The sequence below is a fragment of the Agrococcus sediminis genome (genome assembly GCF_007923295.1).
GTDB lineage: Bacteria > Actinomycetota > Actinomycetes > Actinomycetales > Microbacteriaceae > Agrococcus > Agrococcus sediminis.
This window is the reverse complement of sequence record NZ_VOIR01000012.1, coordinates 126,891-148,958: the sequence shown is the minus strand read 5'-3', so window position 1 is coordinate 148,958 and position 22,068 is coordinate 126,891. Positions and strand designations below refer to the sequence as shown.

Genomic DNA, 22,068 nt, shown 5'->3' with positions numbered 1-22,068 from the left:
CGTGCTGCGCCTCGTCGTCCTCGTCTCCGGCAGCGGCACCAACTTCGCGGATCTGCTCGAGCGCACGCGCGCGGGGCGGGTGCCCGCCGAGATCATCGCCGTCGGCGCCGACCGCGAGTGCGGCGGCCTCGAGATCGCCCGCGCCGCAGGCATCCCCACCTTCGTCGAGCCGTTCCAGCCGCCGCGCGAGGCGTGGTCGATGCGGATCGCCGACCGGATGGCGGCGTTCGAGCCCGACGTGATCGTGCTCTCGGGCTTCATGCGGCTGCTGTCGGCCGCCGCGGTCGCCCGCTTCGAGCCGGCGATCCTCAACACGCACCCCGCGTTCCTGCCCGAGTTCCCGGGCGCCCACGGCGTGCGCGACGCGCTCGCGGCCGGCGCGACCGAGACCGGCGCATCCGTCATCATCGTCGACAGCGGCGTCGACACCGGTCCGATCCTCGCCCAGCAGCGCGTGCCCGTGCTGCTGGGCGACACGCAGGACTCGCTGCACGAGCGCATCAAGCTCGTCGAGCGCGACCTGCTCGCACAGGTGATCGGCGACATCGCCGACGGCACGTGCGACCTCGCCGAGCACGGCAGCGAGCGCGGCCGCAAGCGACCGACGCACCCCGACCCGAGACCAGAGGAAGCACAGTGAGCGGACCCCAGCACGACCCGAGCCTCTACCGCGAGCGCGACGCGGTGCCCTTCCGCCGGGCGCTGCTGTCGGTGAGCGACAAGACCGGCATCGTCGAGCTCGGCTGCGCCCTGGCCGACGCGGGCGTCGAGCTCGTCTCGACCGGCTCGACCGCGCGCATGCTCGCGGATGCGGGCCTCGCGGTCACCGAGGTGGCCGAGGTCACCGGGTTCCAGGAGGCGCTCGACGGACGCGTGAAGACGCTGCACCCCGCGATCCACGCTGGCCTGCTCGCCGACCTGCGGCTCGAGCACCACGAGGCGCAGCTGGCCGAGCTCGGCATCGCGCCGTTCGAGCTCGTCGTCGTGAACCTCTACCCGTTCGTCGAGACCGTGCGCTCGGGCGCCGCCGACGCCGACGTCGTCGAGCAGATCGACATCGGCGGACCGGCGATGGTGCGAGCCTCGGCCAAGAACCACGCCAACGTCGCGATCGTCACCGACCCGCGCATCTACCCGCTCATCGCGAAGGCAGCCGCCACCGGGCTGTCGCTCATGCAGCGCCGCGCGCTCGCCCGCGACGCCTTCGCCCACACCGCCGCCTACGACCGCGCCGTCGCGCGCTGGTTCGCCGGCGAGCCGGTCGACGAGGCGGCCGCCGCGCAGCCGGCCGCTGCCGCGGCGGGCGATGCGGCCGCGGCGCCGGTGGAGGAGGCGGCGCCGGCTGCCGCCTCGCCCGCGGCGACCCGCGCGCCGGAGCCGGCCGAGGCATCCGCCCCCGACACCTCGAGCGCGACGGGACTGCTGCAGGCCGTCGGCCGGGCGACGCTCGTCGCCGGCCTGCGCTACGGCGAGAACAGCCACCAGCAGGCGGGCATCTTCGCGCTGCCGGGCGGCCGCGGCATCACGCAGGCCGAGCTGCTGCACGGCAAGCCGATGTCGTTCAACAACTACGTCGACGCCGACGCCGCGCTGCGCGCCGCCTTCGACTTCACCGAGCCGGCGGCCGCGATCATCAAGCACGCGAACCCCTGCGGCATCGCCATCGCCGCGCCGCGCGCCGACGACCCGATCGCGTCGGCGCACGAGCGCGCCCACGCGTGCGACCCGGTCTCGGCCTTCGGCGGCGTGATCGCCGCGAACCGGCCGGTCACGCGCGCGATGGCGGAGACGGTCAAGGACATCTTCACCGAGGTCGTCGTCGCGCCCGACTTCGAGCCCGAGGCGCTCGAGCTGCTGACGCAGAAGAAGAACATCCGCCTGCTGCGCCTGCCCGAGGGCTACGCGCGCGAGGGCTCCGAGCTGCGGCAGGTCTCGGGCGGCGTGCTCGTGCAGCAGCCCGACACCTTCGAGGGCTTCTCGTCGCACACGTGGCGCCGCGTCTCGGGCCCCCACGTGCCGGATGCGGTGCTCACCGACCTGGAGTTCGCGTGGCGCGCGGTGCGGTCGGTGAAGTCGAACGCGATCCTGCTCGCCTCGGGCGGCGCCTCCGTCGGCGTCGGCATGGGCCAGGTCAACCGGGTCGACTCGTGCCGCCTCGCGGTGACGCGCGCGGGGGAGCGGGCCGCGGGCTCGGTCGCCGCGTCGGACGCCTTCTTCCCGTTCGCCGACGGCCTGCAGATCCTGCTCGACGCCGGCGTGACCGCGGTCGTGCAGCCGGGCGGGTCGGTGCGCGACGAGGAGGTCATCGCGGCCGCGAACGCCGCGGGCATCACGATGTACTTCACGGGGGAGCGCCACTTCGCGCATTGACCGGGCGGCTGTGTAGGGTCGCCGGGTGAGCGCGGGGACCATCGACGACGTGCGGCGGGCGCGCCGCCTGCTGTGCTTCGGCGCGACCGGGTCGGGCAAGTCGACCATGGCGACGCGGCTCGGCGAGCGGCTCGGGCTCCCCGTCACCCTCGTCGACGACCTGTGCTGGGATCCGGGCTGGCGGGAGCCGTCGCAGGAGGAGCGCGACCGGCGCGTGCTGCCGCTGCTCGAGCGCGAGGCGTACGTCTTCGACTCCGTCTACGGCCCGCACAACGCGGTCGCGCTCGAGCGCGTCGACGCGATCGTCGCGCTCGACTACCCCCGGCACGTCTCGCTCGCGCGGCTCATCCGCCGCACGGCCCGCCGCATCCGCACGGGCGAGCTCGTCTGCAACGGCAACGTCGAGACCCTGCGCCTCGCCCTCGCGCGCGACTCGATCATCGTGTGGCACTTCCGCTCGTGGCGCTCGAAGCGCGAGCGGATGCGCCGATGGCACGCGGATGCGTCGGCCCCGCCGGTGCTGCTGCTGCGCCGGCCCGCGGAGGCCGACGCGCTGCTCGCGCAGCTGGGCTGACCCAGCTTCGCCGACCCGTTCCACCCCGGGCGACCCGGTGCACCGGGTCGTGTCGGGTCGATCGGGTCGGGAACCGCGGTGAGGACTGCTCGAGGAAGTGATCGGGAAACGCCGATGGGGGCTGGACGCGGCGCTGTGAGCCTGCTTAGAATCGAAGGCTGTCCGCGCCACCAGGGAGCGGCTGACCTGGAGGATGCCATGAGCACGACGACGACCGCCCCGATCGCTGCCGGCCGTGCCCTCCGCGTCCGCCTCGTCCTCGCCGGACGCCGGTAGCGAGCAGGGCCTCCCGCCCGCCGCGAGCACCGCTCGCCCCGTCGTGTCGGCGGCACCGCCGACGATCGACGCAGCACCACCATCGCGACCCACCCGTCGCACCGCACCATCGCCGATGCACGACGTCGGCGACCTCGAAGGATCCCCTCCCATGTCCTCGACGCCTCCCGATCCCACTCCCACGAAGGTCGCCGGGCACCTGCCCGCGCTCGCGCGCCTGCTGCCGTTCCTGCGCCCGGTGCTGCCGCGGCTGCTCTGGGGCACCGCCGCCGCGCTCGTCTCGGCGCTGCTGAGCCTCGCCACCCCGATCGCGATGCGCGCGCTCGTCGACGGCCCGCTCGCCGAGCGCGACTCCGCCGCCGTGTGGCCCGTCGCGATCGCGATCCTGGCACTCGCGCTCGGGGAGGCGTTCTTCGTCTACATGCGCCGGTTCCTCGTGACGCTGCCGTCGACGCAGGTCGAGGCGTCGATGCGCCGCACCCTCTACGCGAAGCTGCAGGCGCTGCCGGTCGCCTTCCACGACCGCTGGCAGTCGGGCCAGCTGCTCAGCCGCGCCGTGCAGGACCTCGGCATGATCCGCCGCTTCAGCGCCTTCGGCGCGCCGCTGCTGGTCGTGAACGCGATCACGCTCGTGGTGGGCATCGTCATCCTGTTCTTCTGGAGCCCGCTGCTCGCATCCGTCTTCGTCGTGCTCTCGGCGCCGGTCGTGTTCGTGGCGCTGCGCTTCGAGCGCCGCTACTTCGTCGTCTCGCGCGCCGCGCAGGACCAGGCGGGCGACCTCGCCACGACCGTCGAGCAGTCGATCCACGGCATCCGCGTGCTGAAGGCCTTCGGTCGCGGCCGCCACGCGCTCGAGGGCTTCACCGACCAGGCGTCGACGCTGCGCGAGACCGAGATCGACAAGGCCCGCATGGACGGGTACCTGTGGATGTGGCTGACGATCGTGCCGTACATCTCGTACGCCGTCTGCCTCTTCCTGGGCGTCTGGCTGGCCGCGAGCGACCAGATCTCCGTCGGCACGCTCTTCGCCTTCTTCGCCGTCGCGATGGTGCTGAACTGGCCGATCGAGTCGATCGGGTTCCTCTTCGCGTTCCTCATCGACGCGTCGAACGCCTCGCGCCGCTTCCACGAGATCCTCGACGCCGAGAACACGATCGTCGACCCCGAGCTGCCGACGACGATCCCGGCGCCGAAGGGGCGGCTCGTGTTCGATGACGTGCACTTCCGCTACCAGGACGCGCAGCCGCACGAGCGCGACCTCGTCGACGGCGCGAGCCTCGTGCTCGAGCCGGGCGAGACGATGGCGCTCATCGGCGTCACCGGCTCCGGCAAGACGACGCTCACCGCGCTGCCCGCGCGCCTGTACGACGTCACGGGCGGCCGCGTGCTGCTCGACGGCGTCGACGTGCGCGACCTGTCGCTCCAGGAGCTGCGCACGCACGTCGCGATGGCCTTCGAGGACGCCACGCTCTTCTCGGCCTCCGTGCGCGAGAACGTGCTCATGGGCGCCCCGGATGCGTCGGAGGATGCCCTCGACCGCGCGCTCGCGATCGCGCAGGCCGACTTCGCGCGCGACCTGCCGGACGGCCTCGACACGCAGATCGGCGAGGAGGGCCTCTCGCTCTCCGGCGGCCAGCGGCAGCGCCTCGCGCTCGCCCGCGCGGTCGCCGCCGACCCCGCGGTGCTCGTGCTCGACGACCCGCTCTCGGCGCTCGACGTCGAGACGGAGGCGCAGGTCGAGGCGGCGCTGCGGCACGTGCTCGAGCGCACGACGGCGCTGATCGTCGCGCACCGCCCGAGCACGGTGCAGCTCGCCGACCGGGTGGCGCTCATGCGCGACGGCCGGATCGACGACGTCGGCACCCACTCCGAGCTGCTCGCGCGCAGCGAGCACTACCGCTACGTGATCTCGAGCCTCGAGGAGGCCGAGCGCGACAGGACCAGCATCGAGGCCGTCACCGGCTCGATGCAGCGCGTCGACCTCGACGACCTCGACGGTCTCGACGCACAGACCGAGGAGGTGTCCCGATGACCGTCCAGGGCGTCGCGGGCGAGGACCGCACCGACTACACGAAGGCCGAGTCGAAGGCCATCCGAGCGCGCTCGCGGAAGCTGCTCGGCGCGCTGCTGCGGCCGCACATCGGCCGCGTCGTCGTGACGATGATCCTGGTGGTGATCGCGGTCGCCGCGAACATCGCCGGGCCCATGCTCATCGCGTACGGCATCGACCACGGCCTGCCGGCGATCGTCGAGCGCGCCGACTGGATGCCGCTGTGGGCGGCGACGCTCGCCTACATCGTCGCGGCGATCCTCGGCGGCGTGCTCATGTACGTCTACACGGTGAGCATCGCGCGCATCAGCCAGACGGTGCTGTTCGAGCTGCGCCGCCGGCTCTTCGACCACGCGCAGCGCCTGAGCCTCGAGTTCCACGAGTCCTACACGTCGGGCCGCATCATCGCGCGCCAGACGAGCGACCTGGAGTCGATCCGCGACCTGCTCGACCAGGGCCTCAACGAGCTCGTGCGCGGCGTGCTGTTCATGTCGTTCACGGGCATCGCGATGGCGATCCTCGACCCGCTGTCGGGCCTCATCATCGGCATCGCGCTCATCCCGGCGATCATCCTCACGCGCTGGTTCCAGGTGCGCTCGACGGTGCTGTTCCGCGAGACGCGCACGACGAGCGCGCGCATGATCGTGCACTTCGTCGAGACGATGACCGGCATCCGCGCCGTGAAGGCGTTCCGCAAGGAGCCCGCCAACCAGCGCGACTTCGACGAGCGAGTCGACGACTACCGCGACGCGAACTTCCGCACCATCAACATCTTCGGCATCTACGAGCCGGGCATCATGGCGATCGGCGCGATCACGGTCGCGACGCTCGTGCTCGTCGGCGGCCTGCGGGTCGTGGATGGGTCGCTGCAGATCGGCGCGCTGCTCGCGATCGCGCTCTACGCCCGCAACTTCTTCCAGCCCATCCAGGGCATCGGCATGTTCTTCAACGGCTACCAGTCGGCCTCGGCCGCGCTCGAGAAGATCTCGGGCGTGCTCGAGGAGGAGCCGACGGTCAAGGAGCCGGTCGCCGCGCAGGCGCTGCCCGCCTCGCGCGGCCAGATCGACTTCGACCGCGTCGAGTTCTCGTACGGCAGCGGCAAGGTCGTGCTGCCCGACTTCGACCTGCACATCCCGTCCGGCCAGACGATCGCGCTCGTCGGCACCACCGGCGCCGGCAAGTCGACGCTCGCGAAGCTCGTCTCGCGGTTCTACGACCCGACGGCGGGCAGCGTCAAGCTCGACGGCGTCGACCTGCGCCAGCTGTCGAACGACGACCTGCGGCGCGCGGTCGTGATGGTCACGCAGGAGGCGTACCTGTTCTCGGGCACCGTCGCCGACAACATCGCGCTCGGCAAGCCCGGCGCGAGCGACGACGAGATCGAGGCGGCCGCCCGCGCGGTGGGCGCGCACGAGTTCATCGAGGCGCTGCCCGACGGCTACGACACCGACGTCAACAAGCGCGGCGGGCGCGTGAGCGCGGGGCAGCGGCAGCTGCTGTCGTTCGCGCGCGCGTTCCTCGCCGACCCGCGGGTGCTCATCCTCGACGAGGCGACCGCCTCGCTCGACATCCCCTCGGAGCGGCTCGTGCAGGAGGGCCTCACGACCCTGCTCGCCGACCGCACGGCGATCATCATCGCGCACCGCCTGTCGACGGTCGCGATCGCCGACCGGGTGCTCGTCATGGAGCACGGCCGCATCATCGAGGACGGCTCGCCCGACGAGCTGATCGAGGCGGGCGGCAAGTTCGCGTCGCTGCACCGAGCGTGGCGGGAGTCGCTCGTCTAGCCCCCCAGCTGGTCGAGCCGCCGGCCGGAGGCCGGCGAGTCGAGACCACCCCGCCCCCGTCGCCGGTCGAGCCGCCGGCCGGAGGCCGGCGAGTCGAGACCACCCCGTTGCTGCACGATGTGGGGTGGTCTCGAGACGCCCGCGGCCTGCGGCCGCGGACTCCTCGACCAGCGGAGGGGCGGACGCGGGGTGGTCTCGAGACGCCCGCGGCCTGCGGCCGCGGGCTCCTCGACCAGCGGAGGGGCGGCCGCGGGCTCCTCGACCAGCGGAGGGGGCGGCCGCGGGCTCCTCGACCAGCGGAGAGGGCGGCCGCCGGCTCCTCGACCAGCGGCGGCCCGAGGGTTACGGCCGGCTGAAGCGGTCGAGCGCGACCGCCTGCCACGGGCCCAGCTCGAGGGCTGCGACACCGTCGACGACCTCGACGACGGATGCGCAGTCGGGCACCACGACGTCGCAGTAGCGGCCGTCGGGCAGCTCGACCGGCACCTCGACGGTCGTCGGCCCGTCGTCGAGCTGCACGGCGAACGCCCCGGTCTCGCCGCGCAGCTGCGCCAGCACGCTGCCCATGGGCTCGGTCGCTGTCACCGGCGCATCCACGACCCGCGTGCGCCACGCGACGAGCTCCAGCGTGCCGGGCCAGCGGTGCTGGCACACCCACGCGCCGTCGGCCCACTCGGTGTCGGCGGTCTCGTCGCCCGTGCACGACGCATCCGTCACCGAGCCGTCGGCCTCGAGCGCGGGCCCCGCGTCGCGGTCGCTGAAGGCGTAGCCCGAGTAGAGCGTCGGCGGCCCGTAGTCGCTCGCGAGCATCACCGCGGTCGCCGCGGCGAACGCGCCGCCGTCGCGGTAGGCGAGCGTCGAGCCGTTGCGCTCGGTGTCGTGGTTCGCGACGAAGGTGCGCGCCTGCTCGTCGAGCAGCCCGTACGCCTCGGGGGAGAGGTCGGCGAGCGCCCGCGCGGCGCCCGAGCGCACGAACGCGCCGACCCGGTCGGCCCATCCGAACTCCCACACGGTCGAGGAGGCCGTGTACTGCTCGGGCTGCACCGGCTCGCCCGTGCCGCGGATCACCTCGCTGATGACGGGCGTGCCCTCGGGGAGCGCCGCCACGATCGCGGCGACGTCGTCGGGGTCGATGTGCTTCGCCGCGTCGATGCGGAAGCCCGCCACGCCGAGCGCGAGCAGGTCGTCGAGGTAGGCGCCGATGGTCGCGCGCACCCGCTCGGACTCGGTCGCGAGGTCGGCGAGGTTCTCGAGCTCGCAGTGCTGGATCACGAACGGCTCGCGGTACGCGTCGATGTCGTCGTCGGGCGTGCGGTCGCAGTCGTGGAAGTCGTCGGGCGCGTAGAGCCCGGGATACGCGTAGTGGGTGAAGTCGGTGCCCGCCCAGCCCGTGCCCGACTCGACGCCCGCCATGTGGTTGACCACCGCATCCGCGTAGACGTCGACGCCCGCTTCGGCGCAGGCGGCGGTCATCGCGGCGAACTCCTCGCGCGTGCCGAGCCGCGACTCGACGGCGTACGAGACCGGCTGGTACGACCACCACCACTCGGAGCCGTCGGCGCCCGCGAGGCCGGCGGTCGCGCCGTCGACGTGCTCCTGCGGCGGCGACGTCAGCACCCAGGCGACGCCCGCCTCGCCGAGCGCGGGGCACTCGGCGGCGATCGCGTCCCACGTCCACTGGAACATCGCGAGCCCCGTGTCGCGGCGCTCGGGGGCGGCGGATGCGCAGCCGGCGACGGCGAGGACGGCGGCGGTGGCGACGGCTGCCGTCAGGCGGCGCGCGGTGCGACTCGCTGGCACGGCAGGCTCGGGCTCGGCGCTCGGCGCGTCAGAGGCTCTTGCGGCCGATGGCCTCGCCGTACTCGTTCTCGCCGATCACCTCGAAGCCGACGGCCTCGAAGAACTTGCCGGGGCCGAGGTCGCCCTCCTCCCAGACGGCGTAGACGCTGTCGAAGCCGAGCCGGCGCGCCTCCTCGCACACCTGGTCGACGGTGAAGCTGCCGACGCCCTTGCGCTGCGCGTCGCCCGCGACGTACATGCGCAGGATGCTCGAGCGGTACTCCTCGCGGTCGACCTCGGGGTCGAAGTTCGCCATCACGAACGCGACCGGGTCGTCGCCGTCGAAGATCACGCGCTGCCAGGCGCTCTGCGTGTTGACGAACTCCTCGAGCCGCGCGTTGCCGGCGAGGAAGGCCTCCTGGCCCCGCTTGAGCGTCATGCCGTTGGCGGCGACGATGTTGGCCGCGTTCAGCTCTTCGAGGCGCAGGTTCTCCATGCGCACACCGTACCAGCGCGCCCACGGATGCCCAGGGGCCTGGGGATGAACGTTCGGCGTCAGCCGATGGGCGTGATGCGGATGTGCCGAGCGAGCTCGCGCGGGTCGGCGATCGTGCCCGCCTGGGCCGCCAGCACGGCCGCGGCCGACCACGCGGTGGCCCGCGCTAGCTGCTCCTCGAGGGTCGCGCCCTCGGGGATCGCCTGCGCGAGCGCGGCGACGGCGGCGTCGCCCGCGCCGGTCGGGTTGCCGTCGAGCACCTGGTGGATGCGCGCGTGCCAGGCCCGTCCGTCGGGCAGCACCGCGAGCATCCCCTCGACGTCGAGCGACGCGAAGACGGTGCCGGTGCCGAGGGCGGCGAGCCTGCGGGCGGCATCGAGCGGGTCGGCGCCGCCCATGGCGTCGAAGAGCTCGTGCCGGTTGGGCTTGACGGCCGTGGCGCCCGCGGCGACCGCGTGGCGCAGCTGCTCGCCGCCGACGTCGACGATCACGGGCGTGCCGGCAGCGACGGCGATCTCGACGATGCTGGCGCACAGGTGCGCGGGCGTCTCGGGCGGCAGCGAGCCCGAGGAGGCGATCGCGCGGGCGCCGGGCGCCTCCTCGCGCAGGATGTCGAGCAGCTGCTCCCAGCCGCGCGCGTCGACCGCTTCGCCCGTCTCGTTGAGGTTGGTGGTGCCGGCGGGCGTGACGATCGCGGTGGTGCGGCGGGTGGGCGCGTCGACCTCGACGAGCCGGTGGCGGATGCCCGAGCGGTCGAGGTCGTGCACGAAGATCGCCTGCACCGGGCCGCCGATCGGGGCGATGACCATGGCGTCCTCGTGCTGCTGGTGCAGCACGCGCGCGACGTTGACGCCCTTGCCGCCGGCGCGGGCGAGGCCCGTGGGCACGCGGTGGCTGACGCCCGGTCGCAGCTCGTCGATCGTGTACGTGATGTCGATCGCGGGGTTGGTGGTGACGCAGAGGATCGGGCCGCGAGTGGCCGAGTCAGCGGTCGGTGCGACGCTTCGGGCATCGGCGTCGGTCGCCATCTGGCCTCCTCGTCGCGGTCGTCCCCGCTCGGGCGGGGTGGCTCGATCATCCCACGCGGGCCGGTCGTCGACACGCCGCCGCCGGTTGACCCGTTCGAACGTGTGTTCGAGAATGGAGGGATGGGGATGGCATCGACGAGGCTCGAGCGCCGCACGGGGGAGGACCGCACGGCGACGGTCGAGGCGCTGCGCGAGCGGCTGCGCGGCATGCAGCAGGCGGGCTCCCTGCAGGTCGAGCCCGCCCCGGTCGAGCCGGCCGCGGTGGGGCTCGCGGAGGTCGTGCGCGCGCTCCGGCCCGGCGCCGCGCACAGCATCGAGTCGCGCAGCCTCGCCCTCGCCTGCCTGGGCGCGGCGATGCCGGCCGGCGCGTGGGGCGCGATCGTGGGGATGCCCGACCTGGGCGTCGAGGCCGCCCGCGACCTGGGTGTGCCGATCGAGCGCATCGCGCTCGTGCCGCATCCGGGCCGCGCCTGGCTCGACGTGGTCGCGAGCCTCGCCGAGGCGATGCCGGTCGTGCTCGCCGCCTCGCCCGGCCGCGTGACCCACACCGACGCGGCGCGCATCGCGGCGCGGCTGCGCCAGGCGTCCTCGACGCTGCTGGTCGCCGGCCCGTGGCCGAACGCCGCGACCGTCGTGCGGTCGTTGCGCGCCGAGTGGGAGGGGCTCGCCGACGGCGACGGCCGGATCGCCGGGGGCAGCCTGCTCGTCGAGGCGTCGTCGGGCGGAGCGCCGCGGCTCGCGCGCATCCCCATCGGCGGCGGGCCAGCGGGGCCCGAGCTCGCGCCGGAGCTCGCGCCCGAGCCCGGCCTCGCCCTGGGATCGGCGCTCGCGGAGCATCAGCCCGCAGCCTGAGACTCTGCTGGGATTCGTTGCCCGTCGCCCGGCGGCGGCGTACCGTGGCGCGGACAGAGCCCAGAAGGTCACGACTTCGGAGGCAGCCATGACGGCCAGCGGCGCAGGGATCCCATCCCGCGCGCTGCGCCTCGGCCTCGCAGCGGGAGCGGCATCGCTCGGCGCGGTCGCCCTCTCGCTCCTCCTCGGCGCTCCCGGTGCTGCTGCCGCCGACGCCGACGCCGACGATGCGCGCGGCGCGATCAGCGGGCTGCTCGAGGACGTCGGCAGCGCGGCAGGCGAGGCGGTCGAGATCGTGTCCGACCCCATGGACGAGGTCGCCGCCGAGCTCGAGGCCGCGCTGCCGCCGGTGGCCGAGGTCGTCGAGACGGCGGTCGAGCCGGTCGTGCCGGTGGTGGCGCCGATCGCCGAGCAGCTCGTGGAGCCGGTCGCGCCCGTGGCGGAGACGGTCGTGGACGTCGTGGTCACGCCTGCGCTGGAGGCCGTGGTGGCGCCGCTCGTCGAGGACGTCGTGGAGCCGGTGGTCGACCCGGTGGTCGATGCCGTGGTCGACCCGGTGCTCGACCCCGTGCGCGAGAGCGTCGCGTCGGTCGGGGAGAGCATCGAGCCGGTGATCGAGCCGGTCGTCGAGGGCGCGGTCGAGCCGCGAGACCCCGAGGTGCTGCCCGAGCTCCCGCCCGCAGCCGAGGAGCCTCCCGCGGCCGTCGCGCCGGGCGGCGATCCCGCCGTGCGCGCCGACGGCGACGTGCGCGCGGACGCCGACGACGCATCCGCAGCCCTGCCGGGTGCGGCGCAGCGCGTCAGCCCGGTGACCCTGAGCACGCAGCACGAGGCGGGCGCCGCCGACCCGCTGCTGCCGCAGCCCGCCCCGATCGCGGTGGCGCCCGCAGGCGCGAGCGCGCCGGCCGCGGGCGCGTCGCCGTCGCCGGCGGCCATCCTGCATGCCGATGTCCAGCCCGCGCCGACGGGCGGACGCCTCACGGCGGTCGAGCACGACCGCCTTCCCGTCTCCCTCGCGGAGGAGCGCACCGCACGCCCTGATTGAGCGATCCGACGCCGTGCCCTGAGCACGGCACGCAGCCGTCCCGGAGCGGGACGGCCAGTACGGATCACTTCAATCAGAAGGGCAGAGCGATGAACAAGCTCATCTCACGGGCGCTGTGGACGACAGCGCTCGCAGGCGGCCTCTGGGCCGCAGGCACCGGCGTGGCCGGTGCAGTGACGACCGACGGCTCGGACGGCGTCGGGTCGGGAAGCCAGGCAGTGGTGGCGGTCGAGGCGCCGGTCACGATCGGCGGCACCGCCGTCGGCGTGCTCGGCGACGCAGAGTCGACGGATGCGCCGACCGGCTCGACCGCGGACACCGCGCAGCCGTCGGCGGCGGTCGACACCTCCGGCGCCGACGGCGTGCTCTCGGGCACGCAGGCGGTGCTGGCCGTCGACGCGCCGGTCACGGTCGCGGGGAACGCGGTCGGGGTGCTCGGCGACGCGTCGAGCCAGGGCTCGACGGTGGAGCCCGCGCCGACCGGCACGCAGGAGCCGGCGTCGACGAGCGGCGACGACAGCGTGCTCGGCGGCACGCAGGGCGTCGTGGATGCCTCGGCGCCCGTGACCGTCGGCGGCAACGCCGTCGCGGTCGCGGGCGACGCGTCGAGCTCCGGCTCGACGGCGGGCTCCGGCGCTGCCGACAGTGGCAGCGACGGCGCGGTGACGTCGGGCTCCGACGGTCTCGGGTCGGGCTCGCAGGTCGTCGGCGACGTGGCTGCGCCGGTGACCGCAGGTGGCAACGCCGTGGCGGTGCTCGGCGATGCGTCGAGCTCCGGCTCGACCGCCGGCTCGGGCTCTGGCGCGGCTGCGCAGAGCGGCGGCGACGACGCGGTGACGTCGGGCGAGGACGGCCTGGTGTCGGGCTCGCAGGTCGTCGCGGATGTCGCTGCGCCGGTGACCGCGGGCGGCAACGCGGTGGCGGTGCTGGGCGATGCGTCGAGCTCCGGCTCGACCGCCGGCTCGGGCTCTGGCGCGGCTGCGCAGAGCGGCGGCGACGGCGCGGTGACGTCGGGCGAGGACGGTCTCGTGTCGGGCTCGCAGGTCGTCGCGGATGTCGCTGCGCCGGTGACCGCCGGCGGCAACGCCGTGGCGGTGCTCGGCGACGCGTCGAGCTCCGGCTCGACCGCCGGCTCTGACTCGGGCTCGGCTGAGCAGAGCGGCGACGGCGCGGTGACGTCGGGCTCCGACGGTCTCGCGTCGGGCTCGCAGGTCGTCGCGGATGTCGCTGCGCCGGTGACCGCCGGCGGCAACGCCGTGGCGGTGCTCGGCGACGCGTCGAGCTCCGGCTCGACCGCGACGGCGCCGGCCGCGACGTCGGGTTCGTCGGATGGCGCGGTGACGTCGGGCGAGGACGGCCTGGTGTCGGGCTCGCAGGTGGTGCTCGTCCCGAGCGCGCCGGTGACGGTCGGCGGCAACGCCGTGGCGCTCGCGGGCGATGCGTCGAGCAGCGGCTCGACGACCGGTGCGGTCGATCCCGATGCGCCGGTCGCCCCGGTCGAGCCGGGCCAGCCGGGTGAGCCCGGCGTCCCGGTCGTCCCCGGTGAGCCGGTCATCCCGGTCATCCCGGTCGAGCCGGTCGAGCCGGTCGAGCCGGTCGAGCCGGTCGAGCCGATCGAGCCCGGCACGGGTGAGGACGGCACCGAGCCCGAGGTCGGAGACGCCTCGGGCGACGTCGGTGCCTCCTTCGGCGGCGGTGACGTCGGTGCCGCCTTCGAGGGCGACGTCGGGGCGGCCGCGGGTGCGGTCGTCGACCGAGCCTCGTTCGAGGTCTCGGCCGACGCCTCGGAGGACGAGCTGCCGCGCACCGGCACCGAGCGCGCCGACGTGCTCGCTCCGGCGCTCGCGCTGCTCGCGCTCGGCGCGCTGGTGCTCGTCGGCGCCCGCCGCGTGCGCTCCATGCGGTGAGCCCGGGCCCGGGTGCGGGGCGCGCAGCGGCGCGTCCCGCACCTCGGCGTGCCCGGCCCGACCGCCCCGCTCGACACGCCGCATCCGCTTGACGGCATTCGAACGTCTGTTCGATCATGGGGTGTGGCAGCCGAGACGACCAGCAGCAGCGCCCCGCCCCGCGCGCGGGTGGGCGGCGGCCGCGTGGGCGTGCTGCGGGTGCCCGACTGGCCGGTCGTCGTCGCGCGCCAGACGGGCGCGCTGCCCGCCGGCGGCGAGCAGGGCGCGCCCGGCGCGATCGTGCACGCGCTGCGCCTCGTCGCGTGCGACGAGCAGGCCCGCGCCGACGGCGTGCGGGTCGGCATGCGGGTGCGCGACGCGCAGGCCGCGTCGCCCATGCTCGCGCTCGCCCCCGCCGACCCGGTGGGCGAGGCGCTCGCGTTCGAGCGGGTGGTGCGCGCGGTGCTCGCCGTCGTGCCGGCGGCCCAGCCGATCGGCGACGGCGCCCTGGCGTTCCGGATGCGGGGGGCCAGCCGGTTCTACGGTTCGGAGTCGCGGGCGCTCGAGGCGGTGCGCGGCGCACTCGACCCGCTCGGGCTCTCGGCGAGCTTCGGCGTCGCCGACGACCGCTTCACGGCAGAGCTCGCCGCCCAGCTGGGCCGCGAGACGATCGTGCCGGCGGGGCGCAGCCGCGATTTCCTCGGCCCGCTGCCGGTGGGCGTGCTCGGCGACGACGAGCTGCCCGGCATGCTGCACCGGCTCGGCGTGCACACGCTCGGCGGCTTCGCGCAGCTGCCCGACGACAGCGTGCGCGACCGGTTCGGCGAGGCGGGGCTCGTCGCTCTCACCCGCGCCCGCGGCGGCGACGACCGCCGCGTCGACGACAGCGGGCTCGGCGAGGAGCGGGCGCTGCGGCTCGTGTTCGAGCCGGGCATCGAGGGCGTGCAGGAGCTCGCGCTCGCCGTGCGGGAGCCGGTCGAGCGCTTCGTGCGGCAGCTGGCCGAGCAGCGGCTCGTGTGCAGCGAGATCCGCATCGTGCTGCGCGGCGAGGAGGGCCGCGTCAGCGAGCGGCTGTGGCGGCAGCCCGGCTTCCTGCGCGCGGGCGACATCGTCGACCGCATGCGCTGGCAGCTGACCGAGGGCGACCTCGGCTCGGCGCTCGTCGAGGTGCAGGCGCTGCCCGAGCGGCTCGACGCCGACGCCGAGCACATGCCGGGGCTGTGGGGCGGCGGCGACATCGACGACCGCACGAAGCACGCGCTCGAGCGGCTGCAGGGCATGCTCGGCCGCGAGGCGGTGCTCACCGCGACCCCCGGCGGCGGCCGGCTGCTCGCCGAGCGCGGCGTGCTCACGCCCTGGGGCGACGCGGCGCCCGCGCAGGCGGCCGGCCCGTGGCCCGGCGCGCTGCCGCCGCCCCGGCCGGCGGTCGTGTTCCGGCCGCCGCTGCCGGTGCGGCTGCTCGATGCGGCGGGCGCGCCGGTCGAGGCGGCGGCGCTCGACGTGCGCGAGGGGGCGCCCGCGGCGTTCTCCCCGCCCGCCGCGCCCCGCCGCCGCGTCGTCGCCTGGGCCGGGCCGTGGCCCATCCGCCGCCGCGACCTCGGCGACGTCGTGCACCGCGTGCAGATCCTCGACGGCGAGGGGGAGGCGTGGGTGCTGCTGCAGGCCGACGGCGCCTGGCTCGCGGAGGGCCGCTATGCGTGACGTCGCGCTGCCGGCCGGCCGCGCTCGTCCGTCAACCGGTCCTGTGCGCGCTCGACCGGACTATCCGGTCGGGCGCACACGGAGCCGGTCGACGAACGGCGCCTGGGGCCGGGCGGGTGGCCTCGACTCGACCGCTGCGCGGGCGGCTCGACCGGCGGATGAGCGGGGGAGGTGACCGATGGCCGGCTGGAACAACCCCGCGATGCCCTGGCGCGAGCTCGAGGGCATCCTCTCCGACCGCGACGTCGGCGCCGGCAAGGTCGCCCACCCGGCCGAGCTCGACGACGCGCGCCGCGAGCGCATCCGCGTGCCCGCGCCCGGCGCCGCGACCCCGTACGCCGAGCTGCACGCGCACTCGCACTACTCGTTCCTCGACGGCGCCTCGAGCCCTGCCGAGCTCGTGAACGAGGCGCGCAGGCTCGGCCTCGAGGCGCTCGCGCTCGTCGACCACGACGGCCTCTACGGTGCCGTGCGCTTCGCCGAGGCCGCCGCCGAGGCGGGCCTGCCGACCGTCTTCGGCACCGAGTTCACGCTCGGCCTCGAGGCGCCGCAGCAGGGCGTGCCCGACCCCGACGGCTCGCACCTCGTGGCGCTCGCGACCGGTCCGGCCGGGTACACGGCGCTCGCCACCGCCCTCACCGACGGCTACCTCGCCACCGACCTGCACGGCCCGGGCGAGAAGGGCAGGCCCATCTTCGAGCTCGAGCGGCTCGCCGAGACCGCACGGGGCGAGTGGCTCATCCTCTCGGGCTGCCGCAAGGGCGGCGTGCGGCAGGCGCTCGAGCGGCACGGCGCCGGTGCCGACGGGGCGGATGCCGCGGGCCGCGAGCTCGACCGGCTCACGTCGCTGTTCGGCCCGGACCGGGTCGCGGTCGAGCTGAGCGACATCGGCGACCCCCGCGACTTCGAGCGCAACCGGGTGCTCGCGCAGCTCGCCGAGCAGCGCCGCCTGCCCGTGGTCGCGACCACCAACGCGCACATCGCGAGCCCCGCCCGGCAGCGGCTCGGCGATGCCGTCGCCGCGGTGCGCGCCCGCCGCTCGATCGACGAGCTCGACGCGTGGCTGCCCGCGGGCGGCGTGCCGTCGCTGCGCGCCGGCAGCGTGATGGCGCGCCGCTTCCGGGCGTTCCCCGGCGCGGTCGGCACCGCGGCCGCGCTCGGCCGGGCCCTCGCCTTCGACCTGCGCGCCGCATCCCCCCGCCTGCCCGTCATCGACGCGCCCGGCGACCACACCCCGATGAGCTGGCTGCGCGAGCTCGTCGCCGAGCGGCTGCCGCGCGTCTACGACACCGTCGACGGGCGCCCGAGCGCCGAGGTCGCCGCCCGGCTCGAGCACGAGCTGGGCCTCATCGAGCAGAAGGGCTTCGCCGGCTACTTCCTCATCGTCTTCGAGATCGCCGAGTTCGCGCACGCGCAGGGCATCCTCTGCCAGGGCCGCGGCAGCGCCGTCGCGAGCGCCGTCTGCTTCATCCTCGGCATCACCGCCGTCGACCCGATCCGCTACCGGCTGCCGTTCGAGCGCTTCATCTCGATGATGCGCGAGGAGGAGCCCGACATCGACATCGACTTCGACGCCGGCCGCCGCGAGGAGGTCATCCAGCACGTCTACGAGCGCTACGGCCGCCGCAACGCCGCGCAGGTCGCCAACGTCATCACGTACCGGCCGAAGTCGGCGGTGCGCGACGCGGCGAAGGCGCTCGGCTACGCCGTCGGCCAGCAGAACGCCTGGTCGAAGTCGGTCGAGTCGTACTCGAAGGTCGACGTCGACACCATCCCCGAGCCCGTCGTGTCGCTCGCGGGCGAGTTCCTGCACGCCCCGCGGCACCTCGGCATCCACTCCGGCGGCATGGTGCTCACCGAGGAGCCGGTCGGCTCGGTCTGCCCGATCGAGCCGGCGCGCATGCCGAACCGCACCGTGCTGCAGTGGGACAAGGACGACTGCGAGTGGATGGGCCTGGTGAAGTTCGACCTGCTGGGCCTGGGCATGCTCGGCGCCCTCTCGCACACGCTGGCGCTCGCGGCCGAGCACACGGGGGAGTCATGGTCGCTCGCGAGCATGCCCGCCGAGGAGGCGGGCGTCTACGACATGCTCTGCGAGGGGGATGCGGTGGGCGTGTTCCAGGTCGAGTCGCGCGCGCAGATGGCCACCCTCCCTCGCCTGAAGCCGCGCTGCTTCTACGACCTGGTGGTCGAGATCGCGCTCATCCGCCCCGGCCCCATCCAGGGCGACGCGGTGCACCCGTACCTGCGCCGGCGGGTGGGGGCCGAGCCGATCACGTACGCGCACCCGCTGCTGGTGCCGGTGCTCGAGCGCACGCTCGGGGTGCCGCTGTTCCAGGAGCAGCTCATGCAGATGTCGGTCGCGGTGGGCGGCTTCGACGCCGGCGAGGCCGACCAGCTGCGGCGCGCGATCGGCTCGAAGCGGTCGCGCGAGCGGATCGAGGCGCTGAAGGCGAAGCTGTTCGAGGGCATGGCCGCGAACGGCATCTCGCAGGAGGTGGGCGAGACGATCTACCGCAAGATCGAGGCGTTCGCGGGCTTCGGCTTCGCCGAGTCGCACTCGCTCGCGTTCGCGAAGCTCGTCTACGCGTCGTCGTGGCTGAAGCTGCACTACCCGGCAGCGTTCCTCGCGGGGCTGCTGCGCAGCCAGCCGATGGGCTTCTGGTCGTCGGCGTCGCTCGTCGCCGACGCCGCGCGGCACGGCGTCGAGACGCTGCGGCCGGATGCGGTGCGCTCGGGCGTCGACGCGGGCCTCGAGCCGCACGGCGAGCGCCGCCCGGGCGACGACGCGTGCCTCGCGCGCGAGCAGCCGCCGGTGCCGCCCGCGGCGACCGAGTCGAGGCGGATGCGCGAGCGGCACCGGCGCGACGCGGGCCTGGCCGTGCGCATGGGCCTGTCGAGCGTCGCGGGCGTCGGCCGCGCCGCCGCCGAGCGCATCGTGGCGGCGCGCGAGGAGCGTCCGCTCGAGGGCATCCACGACCTCGCCCGGCGCGCGTCGCTCGACCGCGGCGAGCTCGAGGCGCTCGCGACCGCCGGTGCCCTCGAGGGGCTGGGGGTCGGACGCCGCGAGGGGCTGTGGCTCGCGGGCCCGGCGTCGACGGAGCGCGAGGATCAGCTCGAGGGCACGCAGGTGACGCTCGAGGTGCCGCTGCTGCCGCTGCTGTCGGCCGAGGAGCAGGTGGCGCTCGACGTCTGGTCGACGGGCGTCGCCACCGACGACCACCCGGTGCGGCACGCGCGGGCGATGCTCGAGGCGCGCGGGGTGCTGCCGATCGCGTCGCTCGCCGAGGCGGAGCCGGGCAGGCGGGTGCAGGCGGCCGGCATCGTCACGCACCGCCAGCGGCCGCGCACGGCGCAGGGCGTCACCTTCATGAACCTGGAGGACGAGACGGGCATGCTCAACGTGATCGTCTCGAAGGGCCTGTGGGCGCACTCGCGGCAGGTGGCGCGACACTCGCCCGCGCTCGTCGTGCGCGGCATGCTGCAGCGCACACCGGAGGGCGTCATCGCGGTGCTGGCCGATCGGCTCGACCGCTTCGATGTGCCGAGCCCGCGGTCGCGCGACTTCGCGTAGGAGCGCCGGTCGAGGGGAGTCGGGCTGCGGAGTGCGGGCTGCGAACTGCCGGGCACGGCGAAGGGGCCCGGCCGCAGCCGAGCCCCTCCGCGTCAGGACGTCAGTCCGTCGCCCCGTCGGTCACACCGCGCGCGGCGCGCCCGGGCCCTTGCCCTTGCCGAAGCCCTGGCCCGGGTGGTCGTCGCCGTGCACCGGGTGCGCGTCGCCGAACACCGGGTGGCCGCCCGTGCCGGGCTCCTCGGGCTCGTCCTCGGGGAACGCGAGGCCGATCACGACGGCGTCGTGGTCGCTCGCCCGGTAGGGGTCGGGCGCGAAGAGCGCATCCTGCGCCGCCTGCTTGAACTGCATCGAGTAGTCGATGAGGCTCGTCTCGTCGGCGTTCGCGTGCCACGCGTCGGCGCCCACCACGTACGGCAGCATCTCGGCGTCGGCGAGGCCGTAGTCGAGGTAGCCGAGCTGGCCGTCGAACACGTAGGTGTACTCCTCCTCGCCCTGGAACTGCGCGAGCAGGTCGGTCCAGCCGGCCGCCGCGAGCGCCGCGATCGGGTCCTCGTGGTCGTACGAGTTCAAGTCGCCGATGATGAGCGAGCCGTCGGACTCGACGCCCGTCGGGCCGGTCGCGAGCCAGTCGGCGAGCGCCTCGGCCGCGGCCGTGCGCACGTCGTTGCAGTTGCCCTGCTCCGGCTCACCGGTGTCGCCCTCGCACGCGGAGCCCTTCGACTTCAGGTGGTTGACCGCGACGGTGAGGATGCGGTCGGTCGCGAGGTCGCGGAACGACTGCGCGAGCGCGGGCCGGTTCTTCGTCGTGTCGAACCGGGGGTCGACGCTCGAGTCGAGCACGGCGTGGGCGCCCTCGGGGCTGACGAGCGCCGGCTGGTAGATGATCGCCGTCGTGATCTCGTCGGTGCCGAGCGTGCCGGTGTCGATGCCCGCCCAGCGCGCCGAGCCGTCGGCGTTCGGGCCGGCCGCCTCGTTGAGCGCCGCGACGAGCGCGTCGAGCGCGGCCCCGTCGTTGTTCTCGATCTCGAGCAGGCCGACGACCGCCGAGTCGAGCTCGGTGATGGCGGCGACGATCTTCGCCTCCTGACGCGCGAGCTCCTCAGCGGTCTGCGCGCCGCGGCTGCCGAGCGTCGTGAAGTAGTTCAGCACGTTGAACGACGCGACCTCGAGCGTGGCGCCCGCGATCTCGGGCGACGCCTCGCGGCTGTTCACCTCGGCGTAGGTGCCCGCCGCGGTCGGCTGGATCGCCCAGGTGTCGAAGCGCCAGTCGAGCACGCCCGTGATGCCGGTGATCGTGTCGCCGCCGCGGAAGTCGTTCTCGAGCGTGAACTCGGCGAGGTTGCCGGGGTGGATGGCCGGGTCGGGGTTCTGCGTCGAGCGGCCGTCGTCGATCGTGATGCGGTTCGCCGCGTTGGTCGCGGCGATCGCGGCCGCCTCGGCGGAGCCGGGGTCGGCGACCGCGGTCGGCTGCATCTGGCGCTCGGTCCCGACGACGACCTGGCCGTAGCGGCCGTAGCTGTAGTACTCGAGGATCGACAGCGTCTGGGGCAGCGTGACGAGCATGCTCTCGGTCGGCTCGTGGTCGGCCACCGGCAGCGTCAGCTCGACGGGCGCGGGCAGCGCGCCGTCGCCGCAGTCGAGCACCGAGGCGTTCGAGACCTGCGTCATGCCGTAGTGCTCGGCGGCGGTGCCCGTCACCTGCACGAGGTCGCCCGCGGCGACGTCGGGGGAGGAGGGGGCGTAGACGAAGATGCCGTCGCTCGTGGCCGCGTCGCCGTCGCCGGCGTCCTGCAGCGTGAAGCCGTTGAAGCCGCCGCTCTGCCAGTCGCCCGTGACCGTGCCGCGCACGGTCACCGTCGTGCCCTCGACGGGGGTCGAGTCGCCGGCGCCCTGCACGGCGCCGATCGCGGTCGCGTCGGCCTCGCAGGTCAGCTCGACCGGCGGCTCCTCGGCCTCGAAGACCTCGTTCGCCGCGCCCGGGGTGTTGTAGGCCTCGCCGGCCGAGATGGTGCCCGTGTAGCCCGCGAGCCCCGCGCCGTCGTAGTCGTTGCGCACCCAGTCGGACGGCGCATCCGTGTCGACGCCGTCGGGCACCCGGCTCGCGCCGCCGACCGTGAACGAGCCGCCGTCGAAGGACGGCGCGAGCGCCGTGCCCCAGCCGAGGTCGCCCGAGCCGCCGTCGAGCAGCGCGATCGCGTCGACGACCGTGAAGGCGACGCCCGCGTCGATCGTGCCGTCGAGGTCGGCGTCGACGCTCGAGCCCACCGCGGCGGTGCCGTCGACGAGCAGCAGCGAGACCGAGCCGTTCTGGATGCCGTTCACCGGGTACTGCAGCGTGCCGCGGCCGTCGGCGTCGAGCGCCGGCGCCGGGTTGGACTGCAGCACCAGGCCCTGCTGCGTGCCCGTGTCGCCCTTGACGACGAGCAGCGAGTGGCCGCTGACGTCGGTGCCGGGGTCGGCCAGGATCTCGATGTACTCGATGTCTGTGCCGGTGATGTTGGCAGAGAACTCGTTGATCACCGGGTGGCCGGCGGCGTGTGCCGGGGCGGTGACGATGCCCGTGAGGGCGAGCGCGGCGACCGTTCCGGTGCCGAGCAGGGTGCGTGCGCGCAAGGATCTCTCCGTCGAGGTGCAGGGACGCTCCTGAACC

General features: G+C 74.7%; 14 protein-coding genes. 10 read left to right on the top strand and 4 right to left on the bottom strand.

The window, feature by feature from the left end:
* The first annotated feature begins 1 nt into the window (after position 1).
* The 5 genes from purN (at position 2) to FQ330_RS04335 (ending at position 7,057) form a co-directional block, all read left to right on the top strand.
* Positions 2 to 640 (top strand): phosphoribosylglycinamide formyltransferase, encoded by a 639-nt coding sequence (gene purN / locus FQ330_RS04355; protein WP_146355586.1) that lies wholly within the window; start codon positions 2 to 4, stop codon positions 638 to 640.
* A complete protein-coding gene (purH, locus tag FQ330_RS04350) occupies positions 637 to 2,370 on the top strand; it encodes a bifunctional phosphoribosylaminoimidazolecarboxamide formyltransferase/IMP cyclohydrolase (RefSeq protein ID WP_146355584.1) in 1,734 nt (577 codons plus the stop codon). The genes purN and purH overlap by 4 nt, the downstream gene beginning before the upstream one ends.
* Positions 2,371 to 2,395: 25 nt before the next feature.
* The gene (locus FQ330_RS04345; protein ID WP_128190191.1) at positions 2,396 to 2,944 is read left to right on the top strand and encodes a P-loop NTPase family protein; all 549 of its coding nucleotides are present in this window, start codon (positions 2,396 to 2,398) and stop codon (positions 2,942 to 2,944) included.
* Positions 2,945 to 3,371: 427 nt separating this feature from the next.
* Positions 3,372 to 5,252, top strand: a complete 1,881-nt coding sequence (locus tag FQ330_RS04340; protein ID WP_146355582.1) for an ABC transporter ATP-binding protein — start codon at positions 3,372 to 3,374, stop codon at positions 5,250 to 5,252.
* The gene (locus tag FQ330_RS04335) at positions 5,249 to 7,057 is read left to right on the top strand and encodes an ABC transporter ATP-binding protein (protein WP_146355580.1); all 1,809 of its coding nucleotides are present in this window, start codon (positions 5,249 to 5,251) and stop codon (positions 7,055 to 7,057) included. Before FQ330_RS04340 ends, FQ330_RS04335 begins: the two co-directional genes overlap by 4 nt.
* A gap of 342 nt (positions 7,058 to 7,399) precedes the next feature.
* On the opposite strand, the gene FQ330_RS04330 is transcribed toward FQ330_RS04335, so the two are convergent.
* From FQ330_RS04330 to FQ330_RS04320, 3 genes are read right to left on the bottom strand one after another with little or no spacing between them, the layout of a single operon-like run.
* Positions 7,400 to 8,857, bottom strand: a complete 1,458-nt coding sequence (locus FQ330_RS04330; RefSeq protein ID WP_146355579.1) for an alpha-amylase family glycosyl hydrolase — start codon at positions 8,855 to 8,857, stop codon at positions 7,400 to 7,402.
* 28 nt (positions 8,858 to 8,885) lie between these two features.
* Positions 8,886 to 9,332 carry a GNAT family N-acetyltransferase gene (locus FQ330_RS04325; RefSeq protein WP_128190652.1) on the bottom strand — a complete coding sequence of 149 codons (447 nt, stop codon included), beginning with the start codon at positions 9,330 to 9,332 and terminating at the stop codon, positions 8,886 to 8,888.
* A gap of 59 nt (positions 9,333 to 9,391) precedes the next feature.
* A complete protein-coding gene (locus tag FQ330_RS04320) occupies positions 9,392 to 10,360 on the bottom strand; it encodes a 1-phosphofructokinase family hexose kinase (protein WP_192575844.1) in 969 nt (322 codons plus the stop codon).
* 120 nt (positions 10,361 to 10,480) lie between these two features.
* Here FQ330_RS04320 and FQ330_RS13240 point away from each other — a divergent pair, with 120 nt between their 5' ends.
* The 5 genes from FQ330_RS13240 (at position 10,481) to FQ330_RS04295 (ending at position 19,418) form a co-directional block, all read left to right on the top strand.
* Entirely contained in the window at positions 10,481 to 11,212 is a 732-nt protein-coding gene (locus FQ330_RS13240) for a hypothetical protein (RefSeq protein WP_192575843.1), read from the top strand.
* 88 nt (positions 11,213 to 11,300) lie between these two features.
* Positions 11,301 to 12,257, top strand: a complete 957-nt coding sequence (locus FQ330_RS04310; RefSeq protein ID WP_146355573.1) for a hypothetical protein — start codon at positions 11,301 to 11,303, stop codon at positions 12,255 to 12,257.
* 89 nt (positions 12,258 to 12,346) lie between these two features.
* Entirely contained in the window at positions 12,347 to 14,164 is a 1,818-nt protein-coding gene (locus tag FQ330_RS13500; RefSeq protein ID WP_146355571.1) for a beta strand repeat-containing protein, read from the top strand.
* A 123-nt stretch (positions 14,165 to 14,287) separates the two neighbouring features.
* Positions 14,288 to 15,844, top strand: coding sequence for a Y-family DNA polymerase (locus tag FQ330_RS04300; protein ID WP_192575842.1), 1,557 nt, complete (start codon positions 14,288 to 14,290; stop codon positions 15,842 to 15,844).
* 178 nt (positions 15,845 to 16,022) lie between these two features.
* Positions 16,023 to 19,418: an error-prone DNA polymerase gene (locus FQ330_RS04295; protein ID WP_146355566.1), complete on the top strand. Its 3,396-nt coding sequence runs from the start codon at positions 16,023 to 16,025 to the stop codon at positions 19,416 to 19,418.
* 120 nt (positions 19,419 to 19,538) lie between these two features.
* Here FQ330_RS04295 and FQ330_RS04290 read toward each other — a convergent pair whose 3' ends face one another.
* The gene (locus tag FQ330_RS04290) at positions 19,539 to 22,031 is read right to left on the bottom strand and encodes an ExeM/NucH family extracellular endonuclease (protein ID WP_146355564.1); all 2,493 of its coding nucleotides are present in this window, start codon (positions 22,029 to 22,031) and stop codon (positions 19,539 to 19,541) included.
* Between the last annotated feature and the right edge of the window lie 37 nt (positions 22,032 to 22,068).